Below are 14,804 nucleotides of genomic sequence, written 5' to 3'. Positions count from 1 at the left end.
GGAACAGGGAGCTTCAATGAACGAGCAGCAAATTCTCTTGGCATTTGGCGGGATCGGCGTCGCTGCGTTGGGTTGCCAGTGGCTGGCGTGGCGCCTGAAGCTGCCGGCGATTCTGTTTCTGTTGCTGACCGGGATTCTCGCCGGGCCGGTGCTGGGCTGGCTCGACCCGCAGGAAATGTTCGGCCCGTTGCTGATGCCGCTGGTGTCGCTGGCGGTAGCGTTGATCCTGTTTGAGGGCAGTCTGACCCTGCACCTGTCGGAATGGCGCGAGATCGGCAGCGTCGTGCATCGGCTGGTGACAATCGGCGCGTTCACGACCTGGGTGGTGATTGCCGTCGCCACCCATTTTTTGCTCGGCTTCGACTGGCTGCTGGCGATCCTGTTCGGCAGCCTGACGCTGGTGACCGGCCCGACGGTGATCGTGCCGATGCTGCGGGTGGTGCGGCCGAAAGCCTCGATCGCCAACATCCTGCGCTGGGAAGGCATCGTCATCGACCCGATCGGCGCCCTGCTCGCGGTGGTGGTCTACAGCTTCATCATCGCCCGCTCCGAGGGCAACGGCCTCGAACAGAGCCTGTTGACCTTCGGCGGGGTGATTGTCTGCGGCAGCGTATTCGGGGTCGTCGGCGGCTGGGTGCTGGGCACCATCATCCGGCGCCAGTGGTTGCCGGAATACCTGCATAACCTCGCCTCGCTGGCGGCGGTGTTGGGGATCTTCATTGCATCCAACCAGGTGATGCACGAGTCCGGCCTGCTCGCGGTGACGCTGATGGGCATGTGGCTGGCGAACATGAAGGGCGTGGATGTGCGGCACATCCTGCACTTCAAGGAAAACCTCAGCGTGCTGCTGATTTCCGGGTTGTTCATTCTGCTGGCGGCGCGGCTGGACCTGCATGCTTTGATCGGCCTCGGGCCGTTGGTGCTGATTCTGCTGCTGGTGATTCAACTGATCGCGCGCCCGCTGAACGTGCTGTTGAGCACTGCCGGCTCCAGCCTGAGCTGGCGTGAACGCGCCCTGCTGTGCTGGATCGCCCCGCGCGGGATCGTGGCGGCGGCGGTGTCGGCGATTTTCGCGATTCGTCTGGATCAAGCCGGGCACGAAGGTGCGCTGCTGCTGGTGCCGCTGACTTTCGCGGTGATCATCGGCACCGTGGTGCTGCAAAGCGCAACCGCTCGGCCACTTGCACGCTTGCTGAACGTCGCTGAACCGGCGCCGAGCGGCTTCCTGATCGTCGGCGCCAACGGCCCGGCGCGGTTGCTGGGCAAGTCATTGCAGCAACTGGGCAGCCGCGTACTGTTGACCGATTCGAGCTGGGAGAATATTCGTGCGGCGCGCATGGAGGGTTTGCCGACGTACTTTGGTAACCCGGCTTCGCAGCATGCCGATGCGCATCTGGATCTGGTCGGGCTGGGGCATCTGCTGGCGCTATCGCCGTCGGGCGAACTGAACACCCTGGCGGCGATGCGTTTTCGACACGACTTTGGTCATCAACGCCTGTTTGGTCTGGCCAGTGGTCAGGAAAGTCGTCGCAGTGACAAGCATCGGGCAAGCCTGGAACATCGCGGCAATCAGCTGGGGAGCGAGGCGCTGACCTACGCCAAGCTGGCCAGCCTGATCAGCAACGGCGCCGAGGTGTACAGCACGACGCTGACGGACGGTTTCGGTTGGGAGGATTACCAGGCATTGCATGGCAATCGGGCGACGCTGCTGTTCATGCGCGATGACAGTGGCTGGGTGCATGTGGTGACGCCGGAGACTGCTTTGAAACCGGGATCCGGGTGGACGTTGCTGGCGTTGATCCAGCCTGAGAGCAGCGGCGCCTGATCTGACGAATTCGCGAGCAAGCCCGCTCCCACAGTGTCCGTGTCGTACATAAACGTTGTAGACGACACAAAACCTGTGGGAGCGGGCTTGCTCGCGAAGGCCGCGACTCGGTTCCGGATCAGGCAAGAAATCCGGGCAGCACCGGCACCGGCCGCTTGTCATCGTCGATGGCCACAAAGCTGAATTGCCCATGGATCGCCTTCTCGCGGCCATCGCAACTCATGCTCTCAACAAATACTTCCACCTCGACCTTGAGGCTGGTGTTACCCACTTTGATCACCCTGCCCACCAGTTCGACGATGGAGCCGGCCGGGATCGCGTGATTGAAGTCGATGCGGTCGGTGGACACGGTCACCAGCGGCAAACGGCAGAAACGCGTAGCGGTGATGAACGACACTTCATCCATCCACGCCAGCGCGGTGCCGCCGAACAGGGTGTTGTGGTGGTTGGTGGTCGGCGGGAAGACGGCTTTGGTCACGCGGGTCACCGAGAGTTCGGTGCGGCGTTCGATTTCCTGGTCACGGGTGGTCATGGTTCTGGCCTGAAACAAAAATGCTGTGGATAAATTGCAGGCAACAAAAAAGCAGCCCGTAGGCTGCTTTTTTCTGCATCGGAAGCTGGACTTAAGCCAGTTTTTCCTTGATGCGAGCTGCTTTACCCGACAGGTCGCGCAGGTAGTACAGCTTGGCTTTACGTACGTCACCGCGACGTTTAACAGCCATGCTGTCGATCTGCGGGGAGTAGGTCTGGAAAGTACGTTCTACGCCAACACCGTTGGAGATTTTACGAACGGTGAACGCACTGTTCACGCCGCGGTTACGCTTGGCGATGACAACGCCTTCGAACGCTTGCAGACGGGAACGATCGCCTTCCTTCACTTTCACCTGAACGACAATGGTGTCGCCTGGGGCAAAGGTAGGGATTTCTTTGGTCATCTGCTCTGCTTCGAGTGCAAGGATGATTTTGTTGGTCATGCTGTGCTCCTAAGGTAAATCAACTGATCTACCATCGATACGTTGTTAACTATCGTCCCGCTCGCGGATGTATTCCTCGAGCAGCTTCTTCTCTTCTCCAGAAAGCGAGCGGCTTTCCAGAAGATCGGCGCGTCGTTCATAGGTCCTACCAAGGGACTGCTGTAAACGCCAACGCCGGATATGCGCGTGATTGCCACTTAGCAACACGTCGGGAACACGCTGATCCGCATACACCTCAGGTCGGGTGTAGTGCGGGCAATCCAGCAGACCATCCGTAAAGGAATCTTCCTCAGCGGAATCCGCATGCCCTAAAGCTCCGGGCAGCAGTCGTGTAACCGCATCGATCATGACCATGGCCGGCAGCTCGCCGCCAGACAGTACATAGTCACCAATCGACCACTCTTCATCGACATGAGCCTCAATAAAGCGCTCGTCAATGCCTTCATAGCGGCCGGCAATCAGGATCAATGCATCCGATTTTGCCAACTCGCGTACCGCCGACTGAGTCAGTTGACGGCCTTGGGGGGACAGGTAAATCACCTTCGCCGCCTCCCCGGCTGCTGCCTTGGCCTGAACCAGAGCATCTTCCAGGGGCTTGATCTTCATCACCATGCCCGGACCACCGCCAAACGGGCGATCGTCCACAGTGTGATGCCGATCCGTCGTGTAATCCCGCGGATTCCAACAGGTCAGCTGCAACAGCCCCTGTTTGACCGCACGACTGGTAATGCCGTACTCACTGATGGCCGAGAACATCTCGGGGAACAGCGTAATGACGTCTACGCGCAGGCTGGCCATTGCTTAGAAGTCCGCGTCCCATTCCACCCGCATCACGCCTGCATCCAGGTCGATTGCCAGCACGCATTGCTCCGTATAGGGCAACAACCGCTCGCGATCATCCAGGCTGCCCGCGCAGGGCTTGACCACCAATACATCGTTCGCGCCGGTCTCCAACAGGTGATCAACCTTGCCGAACAATTGCTCGTCCTGGTTGATGACGCTCAGACCCTGCAACTGGTACCAGTAGTACTCGTCGCCTGTCAGGTTGGGCAAAAGGCTTCGCGAGATGCAAATCTCATAACCGCTCAGAAGACGGGCTTCATCGCGATCGTCGAGGCCTTTGAGCTTGGCAACCAGATCCTTTTGAGTGGATCGGCCGCTGACCAGCTCGACCTGTTTCACCACGCCTTCGCGCCGAAGCGTCCAGTTGCGGTAGTCCAACAGGTTTTCAATCGGATCGGTAAAGGAAAAGACCTTCACCTCGCCGCGAACGCCGTGAACCGAAAAAATCTTGCCGACAACGATCAGGTCATCAGCTTTTTCTGGCGTCGCGCTCATACTGCTCAGGCTGCAGCCTTGGCAGATTCCTTCAGCAACTGAGCAACACGCTCAGATGGCTGTGCACCAACGCTCAGCCAGTAGGCTACGCGCTCTTGGTTCACGGACAGACGGATTTCCTGACCACGGGCAACAGGGTTGAAGAAGCCAACCTGTTCTTTGTGGGAGCCGTCACGCGGGTTACGCGAGTCGGTTACGGTCAGGTGGTAAAACGGGCGCTTTTTGGAGCCGCCAAGGGCAAGACGGATTGTTAGCATGTGAACATCGTTCCTGTAGTCGGTGCTGCAAATCTAAATGCACAGCGGGCATGGGTGCCCGAAAGGCCGCATATTCTAAGGAATATCCGGACTTTTGCAAATGACTTTTTCCGGCGCCTATGGCATGCCGTGCGGATTTGCATATAGAGCCGTCGATGAAAACGGCCAGTCAGCTCCCGCCGAGTGCGGGTTTGCTGTTGATCCTGCGTCCTTGCAGGGTCTGCGCCGGTGCGACGACCGGCGAAGTCTTGGTGTCCTGAATCACATTTTCGGCATGCCGCCGCCGGGCAACATACCGCCCATGCCGCGCATCATTTTCGCCATGCCGCCTTTGGCGGTGAATTTCTTCATCATCTTCTGCATCTGCTTGTGCTGCTTGATCAAGCGACCGATGTCCTGCACCTGAGTGCCGGAACCCATGGCGATCCGGCGCTTGCGCGAACCGCTGATCAGCTCAGGGTCGCGGCGCTCGGCCGGCGTCATGGAGTTGATGATGGCTTCCATCTGTTTGAACTGCTTCTCTGCAGCATTCTGGGCATTGCCCATTTGCGACAGGTTGACACCGCCGATGCTCGGCAGTTTGTCCATTAGTCCGCCGAGGCCGCCCATGTTCTTCATTTGTTGCAGCTGATCGCGGAAGTCTTCGAGGTCGAAGCCCTTGCCCTTCTTCAGCTTCTTGGCCAGTTTATCGGCCTTGTCCTTGTCGAGGGTCGCTTCGGCCTGTTCGATCAGGCTGAGCACGTCGCCCATGCCGAGGATCCGCGAAGCAATACGCTCAGGGTGGAACGGATCGAGCGCTTCGCTCTTCTCGCCCATACCGATGAACTTGATCGGCTTGCCAGTGATTGCGCGAACCGACAACGCGGCACCGCCACGGGCATCACCGTCGACCTTGGTCAGGATCACACCGGTCAGCGGCAGCGCATCACCGAAGGCCTTGGCCGTGTTGGCGGCGTCCTGACCGGTCATGGCGTCGACCACGAACAGCGTTTCGACCGGGTTGATCGCGGCGTGCAGCGCCTTGATCTCGCCCATCATCTCTTCGTCGATGTGCAGACGACCGGCGGTGTCGACGATGACCACGTCGATGAATTTCAGTTTGGCTTCTTTAATAGCTGCGGTGGCGATGTCCACCGGCTTCTGGCTCAGGTCGGACGGGAAGAACGTCACGCCGATGTCGTTGGCCAGGGTTTCCAGCTGTTTAATAGCCGCAGGACGGTAAACGTCCGCCGACACGACCATCACCGACTTCTTCTTGCGCTCTTTAAGGAAGCGCGCCAGTTTGCCGGCCGTGGTGGTTTTACCGGCACCCTGCAGACCAGCCATCAGAATGACCGCTGGCGGCACGGCGCTCAGGTTCAGGTCTTCGTTGGCCGCGCCCATCAGGCTTTCGAGTTCGGCCTGGACGATCTTCACGAACGCCTGGCCCGGCGTCAGGCTGCGCGACACCTCGGTGCCGACAGCGCGCTCCTTGACCGAATTGACGAAGTCCTTGACCACCGGCAGGGCGACGTCGGCTTCGAGCAACGCCATGCGCACTTCGCGCAGGGTGTCTTTGATATTGTCTTCAGTCAGCTTCGCCTTGCCGGTGACATGGCGCAGCGTCTGCGAGAGACGGTCGGTTAAGTTTTCAAACATTGCGCGATCCTTTCAGGCCCTGTGTAGACCGGGATAATGGCGGCCCAGACCGGATTCAACATGTGCTCGGCGAGCCTGCGGCGTGGGCAGGTCGCGGATTATAGCGAAGACTGCGTCGGGCGGACACCTCGCACTTTCGTGGTGTGGCGGTTCTATGCCAAACTCAGCGCCTTTCGGGCCTGCCTAACAGGATTTATGCTCCCCTTGTCACCCAGTTTGCTGACTACCATCGCCGCCGCGCTTCTTTATGCCGCTGCGACCCTTTATCAGGGCACCCGCCTGGCCTCCGGCGCCAAGGCGAACAAGCGCCTGCTGGTTACGCTCGGCATCCTCGCCGTGCTCGCCCACAGCGCCAGCCTGCTCACTCACCTGCTGACGCCGATCGGCCTGGGCCTGGACTTCTTCAGCGCCGCCAGCCTGATCGCCGCGGCTGTCATCGCCCTGACGCTACTGGCCTGCTCGCGGATCCCGGTTGAAAACCTGCTGGTGCTGCTGTTCCCGCTCGGCGCGGCCACGGTGTTGCTGGCGCAGTTCGCCCCGGCCGGCACGGTGCAGATCATCGACGAAGAGCCGGGCATCCTCGCCCACATCCTGCTGTCGATCCTCGCCTACGGCATGTTCACCATCGCGGTGTTCCAGGCCTTGTTGCTGCTGGTGCAGGATCACCAGCTCAAGCACAAGCACCCGTCGGGCCTGATCAAGAACTTCCCGCCGCTGCAAACCATGGAAAGCCTGTTGTTCGGCTTCCTCTGGGCCGGCTGGACGCTGCTGTCGCTGTCGCTGATCTCCGGCTGGCTGTTCGTCGAGAACCTGTTCGCCCAGCATCTGGTGCACAAGACCTTGCTGGCGTGCCTGGCCTGGATCGTGTTCAGCGTGCTGCTGTGGGGCCGCAATCGCCTCGGCTGGCGTGGCCACAAGGCGATTCGCTGGACCCTCGCCGGTTTCTGCCTGCTGATGTTGGCGTATTTCGGCAGCAAACTGGTTCGTGAATACATCCTGCACATCTGACGGGCGGCATAAATGGACGGTTTGCCCATAGGGCCGATGCTCGCGGTATTTGTCCTGCTGATTTTATGGTCGGGGCTGTTTACCGCCGTCGAAATCGCGCAGCAGCACTTGCTCGCGCAACGCACCGCCTCGCGCGCCAGCGATAAACCGCTGGCGAAGCTGAGCTTCCCGCTCGACAGTCTGATCCTGTGCAACACCCTGTGCCGCGCCCTCGCGGTAATCATTGCCACGCTGCTGGCGATCTTCCTCTGCGAAGAGAACGGCCCGTGGGCCGCCTGCCTCGGTGCGGGTGCCGTATTGCTGGTGTTTGCCGACTACTTTCCGCGCAGCGTGGCCCAGCGCTATCCGGATGCAGTGCTGTCGTTCGGCAATACCCTGCTGGCCGTTCCGCTGAAGATTCTTTACCCGCTGGCCTGGCTGCTGAGCCGCATCAGCGGTCTGCTGCTGCGTCCCTTCGCGCGCAAACCCCAGGTGGTGCAGCAAAGTGAAGACGAAGAACCTGCCGACCCTGATAACGATCCGGAACACCCGTCTCGCACCCACCCGGTCTCAGGCATCCATGCGCTGGACAACATCACGGTCAACGACATTCTGGTGCCACGCAGCGATGTCGACGGCATCAACCTCGACGACTCGATCGAAGAGATCATCGAACAACTGCGCCACAACAAGCGCACGCGCCTGCCGGTGTTCCACAGCGACATCAACCAGGTCGAAGCGGTGCTCAACACCCGGCAGATCCGCCATCTGCTCAACGATGGCCAGCTGACCCGCGAAGCGCTGCTGGCCGCCAGCTACGAGCCGTACTTCGTTCCGGAAAGCACCCCGCTGCAACTGCAACTGCTGAACTTCCACAAGCAGCAGCGCCGCTTGGGCATGGTGGTGGACGAGTACGGCGAAGTGCTGGGCATCGTCACTCTGGAAGACATTCTCGAAGAAATCGTCGGCGAATTCGAAAGCGAGCACAGCCTCGACAACCCGCACATCCATCCGCAGCCCGACGGGCGCATGGTGATCGACGGCACTGCGTCGATCCGCGAGTTGAACAAATGCCTGGGCTGGCATTTGCCGAGCGACGGCCCGAAAACCCTCAACGGTCTGGTGACCGAAGCGCTGGAGACCATTCCGGACAGCGCGGTGTGTCTGAAGATCGGGCGTTATCGGCTGGAGATTCTCGAGACCGAGGACAACCGGGTGAGCAAGGTGCTGATCTGGCATACGAGCGCGGTGCCCGCCAAGGTTTAGGCGCTTTTGTGGCGAGGGAGCTTGCTCCCGCTCGGGCGCGCAACGGCCGTAAATGTGTTGGGGTCGCTTCGCAACCCAGCGGGAGCAAGCTCCCTCGCCACAGGAAGATCAATCGACGTCAATCCGCTGCGATCTTTTGCTCTTGTTTGATTGTTAGCCCCCTTCCTATAATCGAGCCGCTTACCCAAGCGCCGCCGAGCCCTGTGCTTACCCCGCACGCCAACGGTTTCGGTAATTTTCCGCACCACCCCGACGACTGTTCCTACTCGAAACAGCGCTCGCGTCTCATCCCACATCCCTGGGTGTTCAACCATAATAATTCGCTCCAACGGAGCTCATGACTGTCAGGGATCACCGCATGACGACCAGTACCGCTTACAGCGCCACCGCGCCTGCCCAGCCGACCAACTCCGCCACCCGCGTGGCGACAGCGAGTTTCATCGGCACCGCCATCGAGTTCTACGACTTCTACGTTTACGCTACCGCCGCTGCACTGGTGATCGGGCCGGTGTTCTTTCCGCAGACGTCCGGCACCGCGCAGATGCTTTCGGCGTTTCTCACCTTCGGCATCGCCTTCCTCGCCCGACCGCTGGGTTCGGCCTTGTTCGGCCACTTCGGTGACCGTATCGGGCGCAAGTCGACACTGGTCGCCTCGCTCTTGCTGATGGGCGTGTGCACCACGCTGATCGGCGTGCTGCCGGGTTACGCCAGCATTGGCGCCTGGGCACCGATTTTGTTGTGTGTGCTGCGTTTCGGTCAGGGTTTGGGATTGGGTGGCGAATGGGGTGGCGCGGCATTGCTGGCCACGGAGAATGCGCCCAAGGGCAAACGGGCGTGGTTCGGCATGTTCCCGCAGCTTGGCCCGTCAATCGGCTTTCTTGCAGCCAATGGCCTGTTCCTGACCCTGGCCATGACCCTCGACGACGAGCAGTTCCGCAGTTGGGGCTGGCGGATTCCGTTTCTGCTCAGCGCGGCACTGGTGATGGTCGGCCTGTACGTGCGCCTCAAGCTCCATGAAACGCCAGTATTCGCCAACGCCATTGCTCGTCAGGAACGGGTGAAAGTGCCGCTGGTCGAGCTGTTCAGCCAATACTGGGCGCCAACCCTGCTTGGCGCAGCGGCCATGGTGGTGTGCTATGCGCTGTTTTATATCTCGACGGTGTTTTCCCTGAGCTACGGCGTGTCCACCCTCGGCTATAGCCGTGAAACGTTTCTTGGACTGCTGTGTTTTGCCGTGCTGTTCATGGCCGCCGCAACGCCGTTGTCCGCTTGGGCCAGCGACCGTTACGGGCGCAAACCGGTGCTGATCGTCGGCGGTGTACTGGCGATTCTGTCCGGATTCCTGATGGAGCCGCTGCTGACGCAAGGTTCGACCTGGGGCGTGGCGCTGTTCCTGTGCATCGAGCTGTTCCTGATGGGCGTGACGTTTGCCCCGATGGGCGCGCTGCTGCCGGAACTGTTTCCGACCCACGTGCGCTATACCGGCGCATCGGCCGCTTACAACCTCGGCGGGATCGTCGGCGCCTCGGCGGCTCCGTTCTTCGCGCAGAAACTGGTGGCAATGGGTGGTTTGAGTTATGTCGGCGGCTATGTGTCGGCGGCAGCGGTGCTCAGCCTGATTGCTGTGCTGTGCCTGAAGGAAACGCGCAATAACGATCTGAATCAGGTTGCCTGACAGAAGATCAAAAGCTTCGCGAGCAAGCCCGCTCCCACAATTGGTTTTGTGTACGCCACAGATCCAATGTGGGAGCGGGCTTGCTCGCGAATGCCGCGCCTCGGTTTACAGCTCTACAACAACAGCCTGAGCAGCCCGGGTCGCCTTGGCACGCGCTGCCTCAATCGACTCATCCCGCGCCAACGCCACGCCCATCCGGCGCTGACCATTGACTTCAGGCTTGCCGAACAGACGCAACGCCGTATCCGGCTCGCTCAGCGCTGCGCCCAGGTTGGCGAACGCGGTCTGGGTCGACTGCCCTTCCACCAGAATCACTGCCGAAGCCGAAGGGCCGAACTGACGGATCAGCGGCACCGGCAGACCGAGAATGGCGCGCGCGTGCAGGGCGAACTGCGACAGATCCTGAGAAATCAGGGTCACCAGACCGGTGTCATGCGGGCGCGGCGAAACTTCGCTGAACCACACCTGATCGCCCTTGATGAACAGTTCGACGCCGAACAGCCCGCGACCACCCAAGGCCTCGGTCACGGCTTTGGCCACGCGCTCGGACTCAGCCAGAGCAATCGGGCTCATGGCCTGCGGCTGCCAGGATTCCTGATAGTCGCCCTTCTCCTGACGGTGACCGACCGGTGCGCAGAACGTGGTGCCGCCGATGTGGCGCACGGTCAGCAGGGTGATTTCGTAGTCGAAATCGATGAAGCCTTCGATGATCACCCGACCTTTGCCGGCGCGACCGCCCTCTTGCGCGTAATCCCAGGCCTTCTGCACATCCTCGGCGCTGCGCAGCAGGCTCTGGCCTTTACCCGACGAGCTCATGACTGGCTTGACCACGCACGGGAAGCCCAGATCCTGAACGGCTTTGCTGTAGTCCTCGAAGGTGTCGGCAAAGTGGTACGGCGAGGTTGGCAGGTCCAGCTCTTCAGCGGCCAGACGGCGGATGCCTTCGCGGTTCATGGTCAGTTGCGCGGCGCGGGCGGTCGGGATCACGGTGAAGCCTTCGGCTTCCAACTCGACCAGCGTGGCGGTGGCGATGGCTTCGATTTCCGGCACGATGAAGTGCGGTTTCTCGGCTTCGATGACTGCACGCAGCGCGGCGCCGTCGAGCATGTTGATCACGTGGCTGCGGTGCGCCACCTGCATGGCCGGCGCGTTGGCGTAACGGTCGACGGCAATCACTTCAACGCCCAGGCGTTGCAGCTCGATCACCACTTCCTTGCCCAACTCACCACAGCCACACAGCAATACGCGGGTCGCGGTCGGCGACAATGGAGTTCCGATACGGGTCATCTCAGGTCCTCAAAGAAGCGGATCATCGAGGAAAGCAACGCCAGACGCGCTTTCCATGGGGAGAAAGCGCGGCATTTTACATGAACCGCAGGGTTTGGCTCAGCTGGCGACAGCCTGTTTGCGCTCGCGCCAGGCCATGATCAGCCAGACGGCAGTGACGCCGGCAAACTTCGAGACCAGTGCGGTGATGATCACCGGTGGCGTCATCAGGTCGATCATGCCGAAAAAGATGAAGGTATCGAGGGGAATGCTCAGCGCCGAGCTGATCCACAGGCGGTCGCGCAACGGCCGTTTGGTGACGCTGAACACCAGCCAATCGATGATTTCCGACACCGCGAACGCCGTGGCGCTGGCCAACGCGATGGATGGATCGGAAGTGACGTAGGACAACACCAGCGCCGCCAGCATCGCCACGAGCGCACCGTGGCCGAAACGGGTTTGCACCATGTCGCGCAACACGAACACCAACCCGCCCCAGGCCGACCAGATGATGTCCAGGTGCGGCGCGGTGGAGAAAGCGAAGTTGATCAGCACGACGCTGCTGATGTAGGCGATGAGGAAAATCATGGGGGCGACCTGTCAAATTGGCGCACAGGTTACTTCAGGCTTTGAGTTGGGCCAATAAGAAGTAGCGGCTGTTCTGGCCTCTTCGCGAGCAAGCCCGCTCCCACAGTTGATCGAAGGTGAACACAAATCCAATGTGGGAGCGGGCTTGCTCGCGAAGGCGGCCTGTCAGGCGCCTGATTTTCCGGGAACCATCCACACCAACCCACTCGCCTTCGCCCGCTCATGACACAACCCCAGCACCACCCGCCGCTCGTCATTGGTCATGCGTCCCCAGCGGGTGATCTCAGCGACCGTGCGCTGGCAGCCGGTGCAAATATCGTCCTCATCCAGGGCGCAGATATTCACGCACGGCGAGGCAACGGGTCTTTCAGGCGTGTTCATTCTTCCTGCTCTACCAGGTCACGCGCATAGCGCTGCGAGTTGTGCACATAGTGCGCGGCGCTGGCTTCGAGCATTTTTTTCTGCGGCTCGGTGAGTTCACGCACGACCTTGCCCGGCGAGCCCATCACCAGCGAACCATCCGGAATTTCCTTGCCCTCGCCGATCAGCGAATTGGCGCCAATGATGCAGTTCTTGCCGATCTTTGCGCCGTTGAGTATCACCGCGTTAATGCCGATCAGACTGTAATCGCCGACGGTGCAGCCATGCAGCATGGCGTTATGACCGATGGTCACGCCGGTGCCGATGGTCAGCGGATAGCCCATGTCGGTGTGCATCACCGTGCCGTCCTGGACGTTGCTGTTCTTGCCGATCAGGATCAGTTCGTTGTCGCCGCGCAATACGGCGTTGAACCACACGTTGGCGCCCTCCTCCAATCTGACCTTGCCCACCAGCACGGCATTGGGCGCGACCCAGCTCTGTGGATGGGTTTCGACGCGGGCGTCGCCCAGGCGGTATTTCATCTTGTTTTCCTCAGGGCTCACGATGACGGGCCATTCGAGCGATGGCTTCAGGTGTTGATATAGCTTTTGGGCGGATGATGCAGGCTGATCTGTTCGTCATAGAGCAGATTGATCAGTTCGACGATCATGATAGCGGTCAAACCCCAGATTTTGAATTCGCCGTAGCGATAACTCGGCACATACCAACTGCGGCCCTGGTAATCGATACGGTGCGTGTGTTCGCGCGGGTCTTTGCGGAAGAACTCCAGCGGCACATTGAATACTGCGGCGATCTCGGCATCGTTGGCCTGGTATTCGACGAAGTCCGGGATCACCCCGACATACGGCGTGACCTTGATGCCGTGCAGGGAGATCAGCGGGCTGAGCGGACCGATCACCTCGACCAGCCCCGGTGGCAGGCCGATTTCTTCCTCGGCTTCGCGCAGAGCGGTGAAGATCAGATCGGGGTCTTCCGGGTCGCGGCGCCCGCCGGGAAAGGCCACCTCGCCGCCATGGGTCGAGAGGCCGCTGGCGCGCAGGGTCAGCACCAGCTCGGGTTCGTCACTGCGGGTGATCGGCACCAGAACAGCGGCCTCGGGGAAACGTTTATCGGTCTCCAGCGTGCGCGGTGTGTGGTTGCTTACCCTATGCAGTAGCTCGTCCAGCATGAGTGTTCTCGATCTGTACCTTACCCTGCATCATGCACCAATCATGGCAGCCGCCCAAGCCCCTCGCCGGGCCATGTCGCGAAACGACAACTTGCCGACCGGCACCGCTGCACGCCAAGATAGGCGCAGCATTCAGGAACCCCAGCATGAAATTTTGCAGCCAGTGCGGCAACCCGGTGACCCAGCGCATTCCCGAAGGCGATTCGCGGCTGCGATTTGTCTGTGACAGCTGTCAGACCATTCACTATCAAAACCCCAATATCGTCGCCGGTTGCGTCGCGACCTGGGGCAGTAAAGTGCTGCTCTGCCGCCGCGCCATCGAGCCACGCCTCGGTTACTGGACGCTGCCCGCCGGTTTCATGGAAAACGGCGAAACCATCGAGCAAGCCGCGATCCGCGAAACCGCCGAGGAAGCCTGCGCCCGAGTGCGTAATCTGAGCATCTACACGCTGATCGACGTGCCACACATCAGTCAGGTGCACGTGTTCTTCCGTGCCGAACTGGCCGATCTGGACTTTGCTGCCGGGCCCGAAAGCCTCGAAGTACAACTATTCGACGAAGCCGACATCCCGTGGGACGAGCTGGCTTTCCGCACCGTGGGGCGTACCTTAGAATGCTTCTTCGCTGATCGCCGCGCCGAAAGCTACCCGGTTCGCTCCGAATCGATTCCGCCGTTGACGCAGCCTGCCATCACCTAAAAGCTTCTATAAATAAAATATCTGCGTCACTCCCTGGGGAATCGTTTCAATGCGCTGGTTGCTTGCCCTGTTTTGCCTGTCGTTCGTCACCGTATCCCAAGCGTCATTCGTGACCACCGTGACGCCATCGAATACCCCGATGATCGAAAAAATCCTGGTGCTCAAATCGGCTCATCAACTGCAATTGATCGCCGACGGCAAGCCGATCAAGACCTATCGCATTTCCCTGGGCAAGGGCGCGAAAAAAGGACCGAAACTGATTGAAGGCGACAAACGCACGCCCGAAGGTTTCTACTGGATCGACTGGCGCAAGGTCAGTGAAAAATTCAACCTGGCGATGCACATCTCCTACCCGAACATCAGCGATTCGGCCCGCGCCCGCCGCGAAGGCGTCGAGCCTGGCGGGATGATCATGATCCACGGCACCCCGGATTCGGAAGAAACCCCCGAAGACCTGTTCCACACCCTGGACTGGACCGACGGCTGCATCGCCATGCGCAACATGGACATGCGTGAAGTCTGGGGTCTGGTGCCGGACGGCACGATGATCGAGATCCGTCCTTAACCAGCGACCACTGGTCACCTGAAAAAAATAAATCAAAAGATCGCAGCCTGCGGCAGCGCCTACAGGGTTGATACCACTTCCCACTGTAGGAGCTGTCGCAGGCTGCGATCTTCTGCTTTCTAAAGCCCACCCCTAATACCACTTCAAACCACAACCCTCGAAAACCGCCATTTCATTG

17 protein-coding genes are annotated in these 14,804 nt (G+C 60.4%); 6 read left to right on the top strand and 11 right to left on the bottom strand.

Annotated features, from left to right (window positions below; all coding sequences use genetic code 11):
- Positions 1 to 16: 16 nt before the first annotated feature.
- Positions 17 to 1,825 carry a cation:proton antiporter gene (locus ACOYXI_RS24590; RefSeq protein WP_098967382.1) on the top strand — a complete coding sequence of 603 codons (1,809 nt, stop codon included), beginning with the start codon at positions 17 to 19 and terminating at the stop codon, positions 1,823 to 1,825.
- 118 nt (positions 1,826 to 1,943) lie between these two features.
- Here ACOYXI_RS24590 and ACOYXI_RS24585 read toward each other — a convergent pair whose 3' ends face one another.
- From ACOYXI_RS24585 to ffh, 6 genes are all read right to left on the bottom strand, one after another.
- Positions 1,944 to 2,357, bottom strand: a complete 414-nt coding sequence (locus ACOYXI_RS24585) for an acyl-CoA thioesterase (protein ID WP_461675397.1) — start codon at positions 2,355 to 2,357, stop codon at positions 1,944 to 1,946.
- 91 nt (positions 2,358 to 2,448) lie between these two features.
- The gene (gene rplS, locus ACOYXI_RS24580) at positions 2,449 to 2,799 is read right to left on the bottom strand and encodes a 50S ribosomal protein L19 (RefSeq protein WP_003175895.1); all 351 of its coding nucleotides are present in this window, start codon (positions 2,797 to 2,799) and stop codon (positions 2,449 to 2,451) included.
- A gap of 45 nt (positions 2,800 to 2,844) precedes the next feature.
- A complete protein-coding gene (trmD, locus tag ACOYXI_RS24575; RefSeq protein ID WP_003221981.1) occupies positions 2,845 to 3,597 on the bottom strand; it encodes a tRNA (guanosine(37)-N1)-methyltransferase TrmD in 753 nt (250 codons plus the stop codon).
- Positions 3,598 to 3,600: 3 nt separating this feature from the next.
- A complete protein-coding gene (rimM, locus tag ACOYXI_RS24570; protein WP_003221979.1) occupies positions 3,601 to 4,137 on the bottom strand; it encodes a ribosome maturation factor RimM in 537 nt (178 codons plus the stop codon).
- Positions 4,138 to 4,142: 5 nt separating this feature from the next.
- The gene (rpsP, locus tag ACOYXI_RS24565) at positions 4,143 to 4,394 is read right to left on the bottom strand and encodes a 30S ribosomal protein S16 (RefSeq protein ID WP_003185073.1); all 252 of its coding nucleotides are present in this window, start codon (positions 4,392 to 4,394) and stop codon (positions 4,143 to 4,145) included.
- 261 nt (positions 4,395 to 4,655) lie between these two features.
- On the bottom strand, positions 4,656 to 6,032 hold the full coding sequence (gene ffh / locus ACOYXI_RS24560) for a signal recognition particle protein (protein WP_008081630.1): 1,377 nt from the start codon (positions 6,030 to 6,032) through the stop codon (positions 4,656 to 4,658).
- A 195-nt stretch (positions 6,033 to 6,227) separates the two neighbouring features.
- Here ffh and ACOYXI_RS24555 point away from each other — a divergent pair, with 195 nt between their 5' ends.
- The 3 genes from ACOYXI_RS24555 (at position 6,228) to ACOYXI_RS24545 (ending at position 9,960) form a co-directional block, all read left to right on the top strand.
- On the top strand, positions 6,228 to 7,040 hold the full coding sequence (locus ACOYXI_RS24555) for a cytochrome C assembly family protein (protein WP_027610969.1): 813 nt from the start codon (positions 6,228 to 6,230) through the stop codon (positions 7,038 to 7,040).
- A 12-nt stretch (positions 7,041 to 7,052) separates the two neighbouring features.
- On the top strand, positions 7,053 to 8,285 hold the full coding sequence (locus tag ACOYXI_RS24550) for a transporter associated domain-containing protein (protein ID WP_134785508.1): 1,233 nt from the start codon (positions 7,053 to 7,055) through the stop codon (positions 8,283 to 8,285).
- 358 nt (positions 8,286 to 8,643) lie between these two features.
- The gene (locus ACOYXI_RS24545) at positions 8,644 to 9,960 is read left to right on the top strand and encodes an MFS transporter (protein WP_098967376.1); all 1,317 of its coding nucleotides are present in this window, start codon (positions 8,644 to 8,646) and stop codon (positions 9,958 to 9,960) included.
- A 105-nt stretch (positions 9,961 to 10,065) separates the two neighbouring features.
- Here the strand turns inward: ACOYXI_RS24545 and purT are convergent, their stop codons facing one another.
- From purT to ACOYXI_RS24520, 5 genes are all read right to left on the bottom strand, one after another.
- Positions 10,066 to 11,247, bottom strand: coding sequence for a formate-dependent phosphoribosylglycinamide formyltransferase (purT, locus tag ACOYXI_RS24540; protein ID WP_115986555.1), 1,182 nt, complete (start codon positions 11,245 to 11,247; stop codon positions 10,066 to 10,068).
- 99 nt (positions 11,248 to 11,346) lie between these two features.
- The gene (locus ACOYXI_RS24535; RefSeq protein WP_007967799.1) at positions 11,347 to 11,814 is read right to left on the bottom strand and encodes a VUT family protein; all 468 of its coding nucleotides are present in this window, start codon (positions 11,812 to 11,814) and stop codon (positions 11,347 to 11,349) included.
- Positions 11,815 to 11,979: 165 nt separating this feature from the next.
- Complete coding sequence (locus ACOYXI_RS24530; protein WP_098967375.1) at positions 11,980 to 12,195, bottom strand: DUF1289 domain-containing protein; 216 nt, start codon at positions 12,193 to 12,195, stop codon at positions 11,980 to 11,982.
- On the bottom strand, positions 12,192 to 12,716 hold the full coding sequence (locus ACOYXI_RS24525) for a gamma carbonic anhydrase family protein (protein ID WP_042606912.1): 525 nt from the start codon (positions 12,714 to 12,716) through the stop codon (positions 12,192 to 12,194). The genes ACOYXI_RS24530 and ACOYXI_RS24525 overlap by 4 nt, the downstream gene beginning before the upstream one ends.
- Positions 12,717 to 12,763: 47 nt before the next feature.
- On the bottom strand, positions 12,764 to 13,363 hold the full coding sequence (locus ACOYXI_RS24520; protein WP_007967803.1) for a CoA pyrophosphatase: 600 nt from the start codon (positions 13,361 to 13,363) through the stop codon (positions 12,764 to 12,766).
- Between the two features lie 146 nt (positions 13,364 to 13,509).
- Here ACOYXI_RS24520 and ACOYXI_RS24515 point away from each other — a divergent pair, with 146 nt between their 5' ends.
- Positions 13,510 to 14,061 carry an NUDIX hydrolase gene (locus tag ACOYXI_RS24515; RefSeq protein ID WP_027610966.1) on the top strand — a complete coding sequence of 184 codons (552 nt, stop codon included), beginning with the start codon at positions 13,510 to 13,512 and terminating at the stop codon, positions 14,059 to 14,061.
- A gap of 49 nt (positions 14,062 to 14,110) precedes the next feature.
- Complete coding sequence (locus tag ACOYXI_RS24510; RefSeq protein ID WP_027610965.1) at positions 14,111 to 14,626, top strand: L,D-transpeptidase family protein; 516 nt, start codon at positions 14,111 to 14,113, stop codon at positions 14,624 to 14,626.
- The last annotated feature ends 178 nt before the right edge of the window (positions 14,627 to 14,804 follow it).

It is taken from the genome of Pseudomonas sp. G3-19, from assembly GCF_054855875.1.
This window is presented reverse-complemented; position numbering and strand designations above follow the sequence as displayed.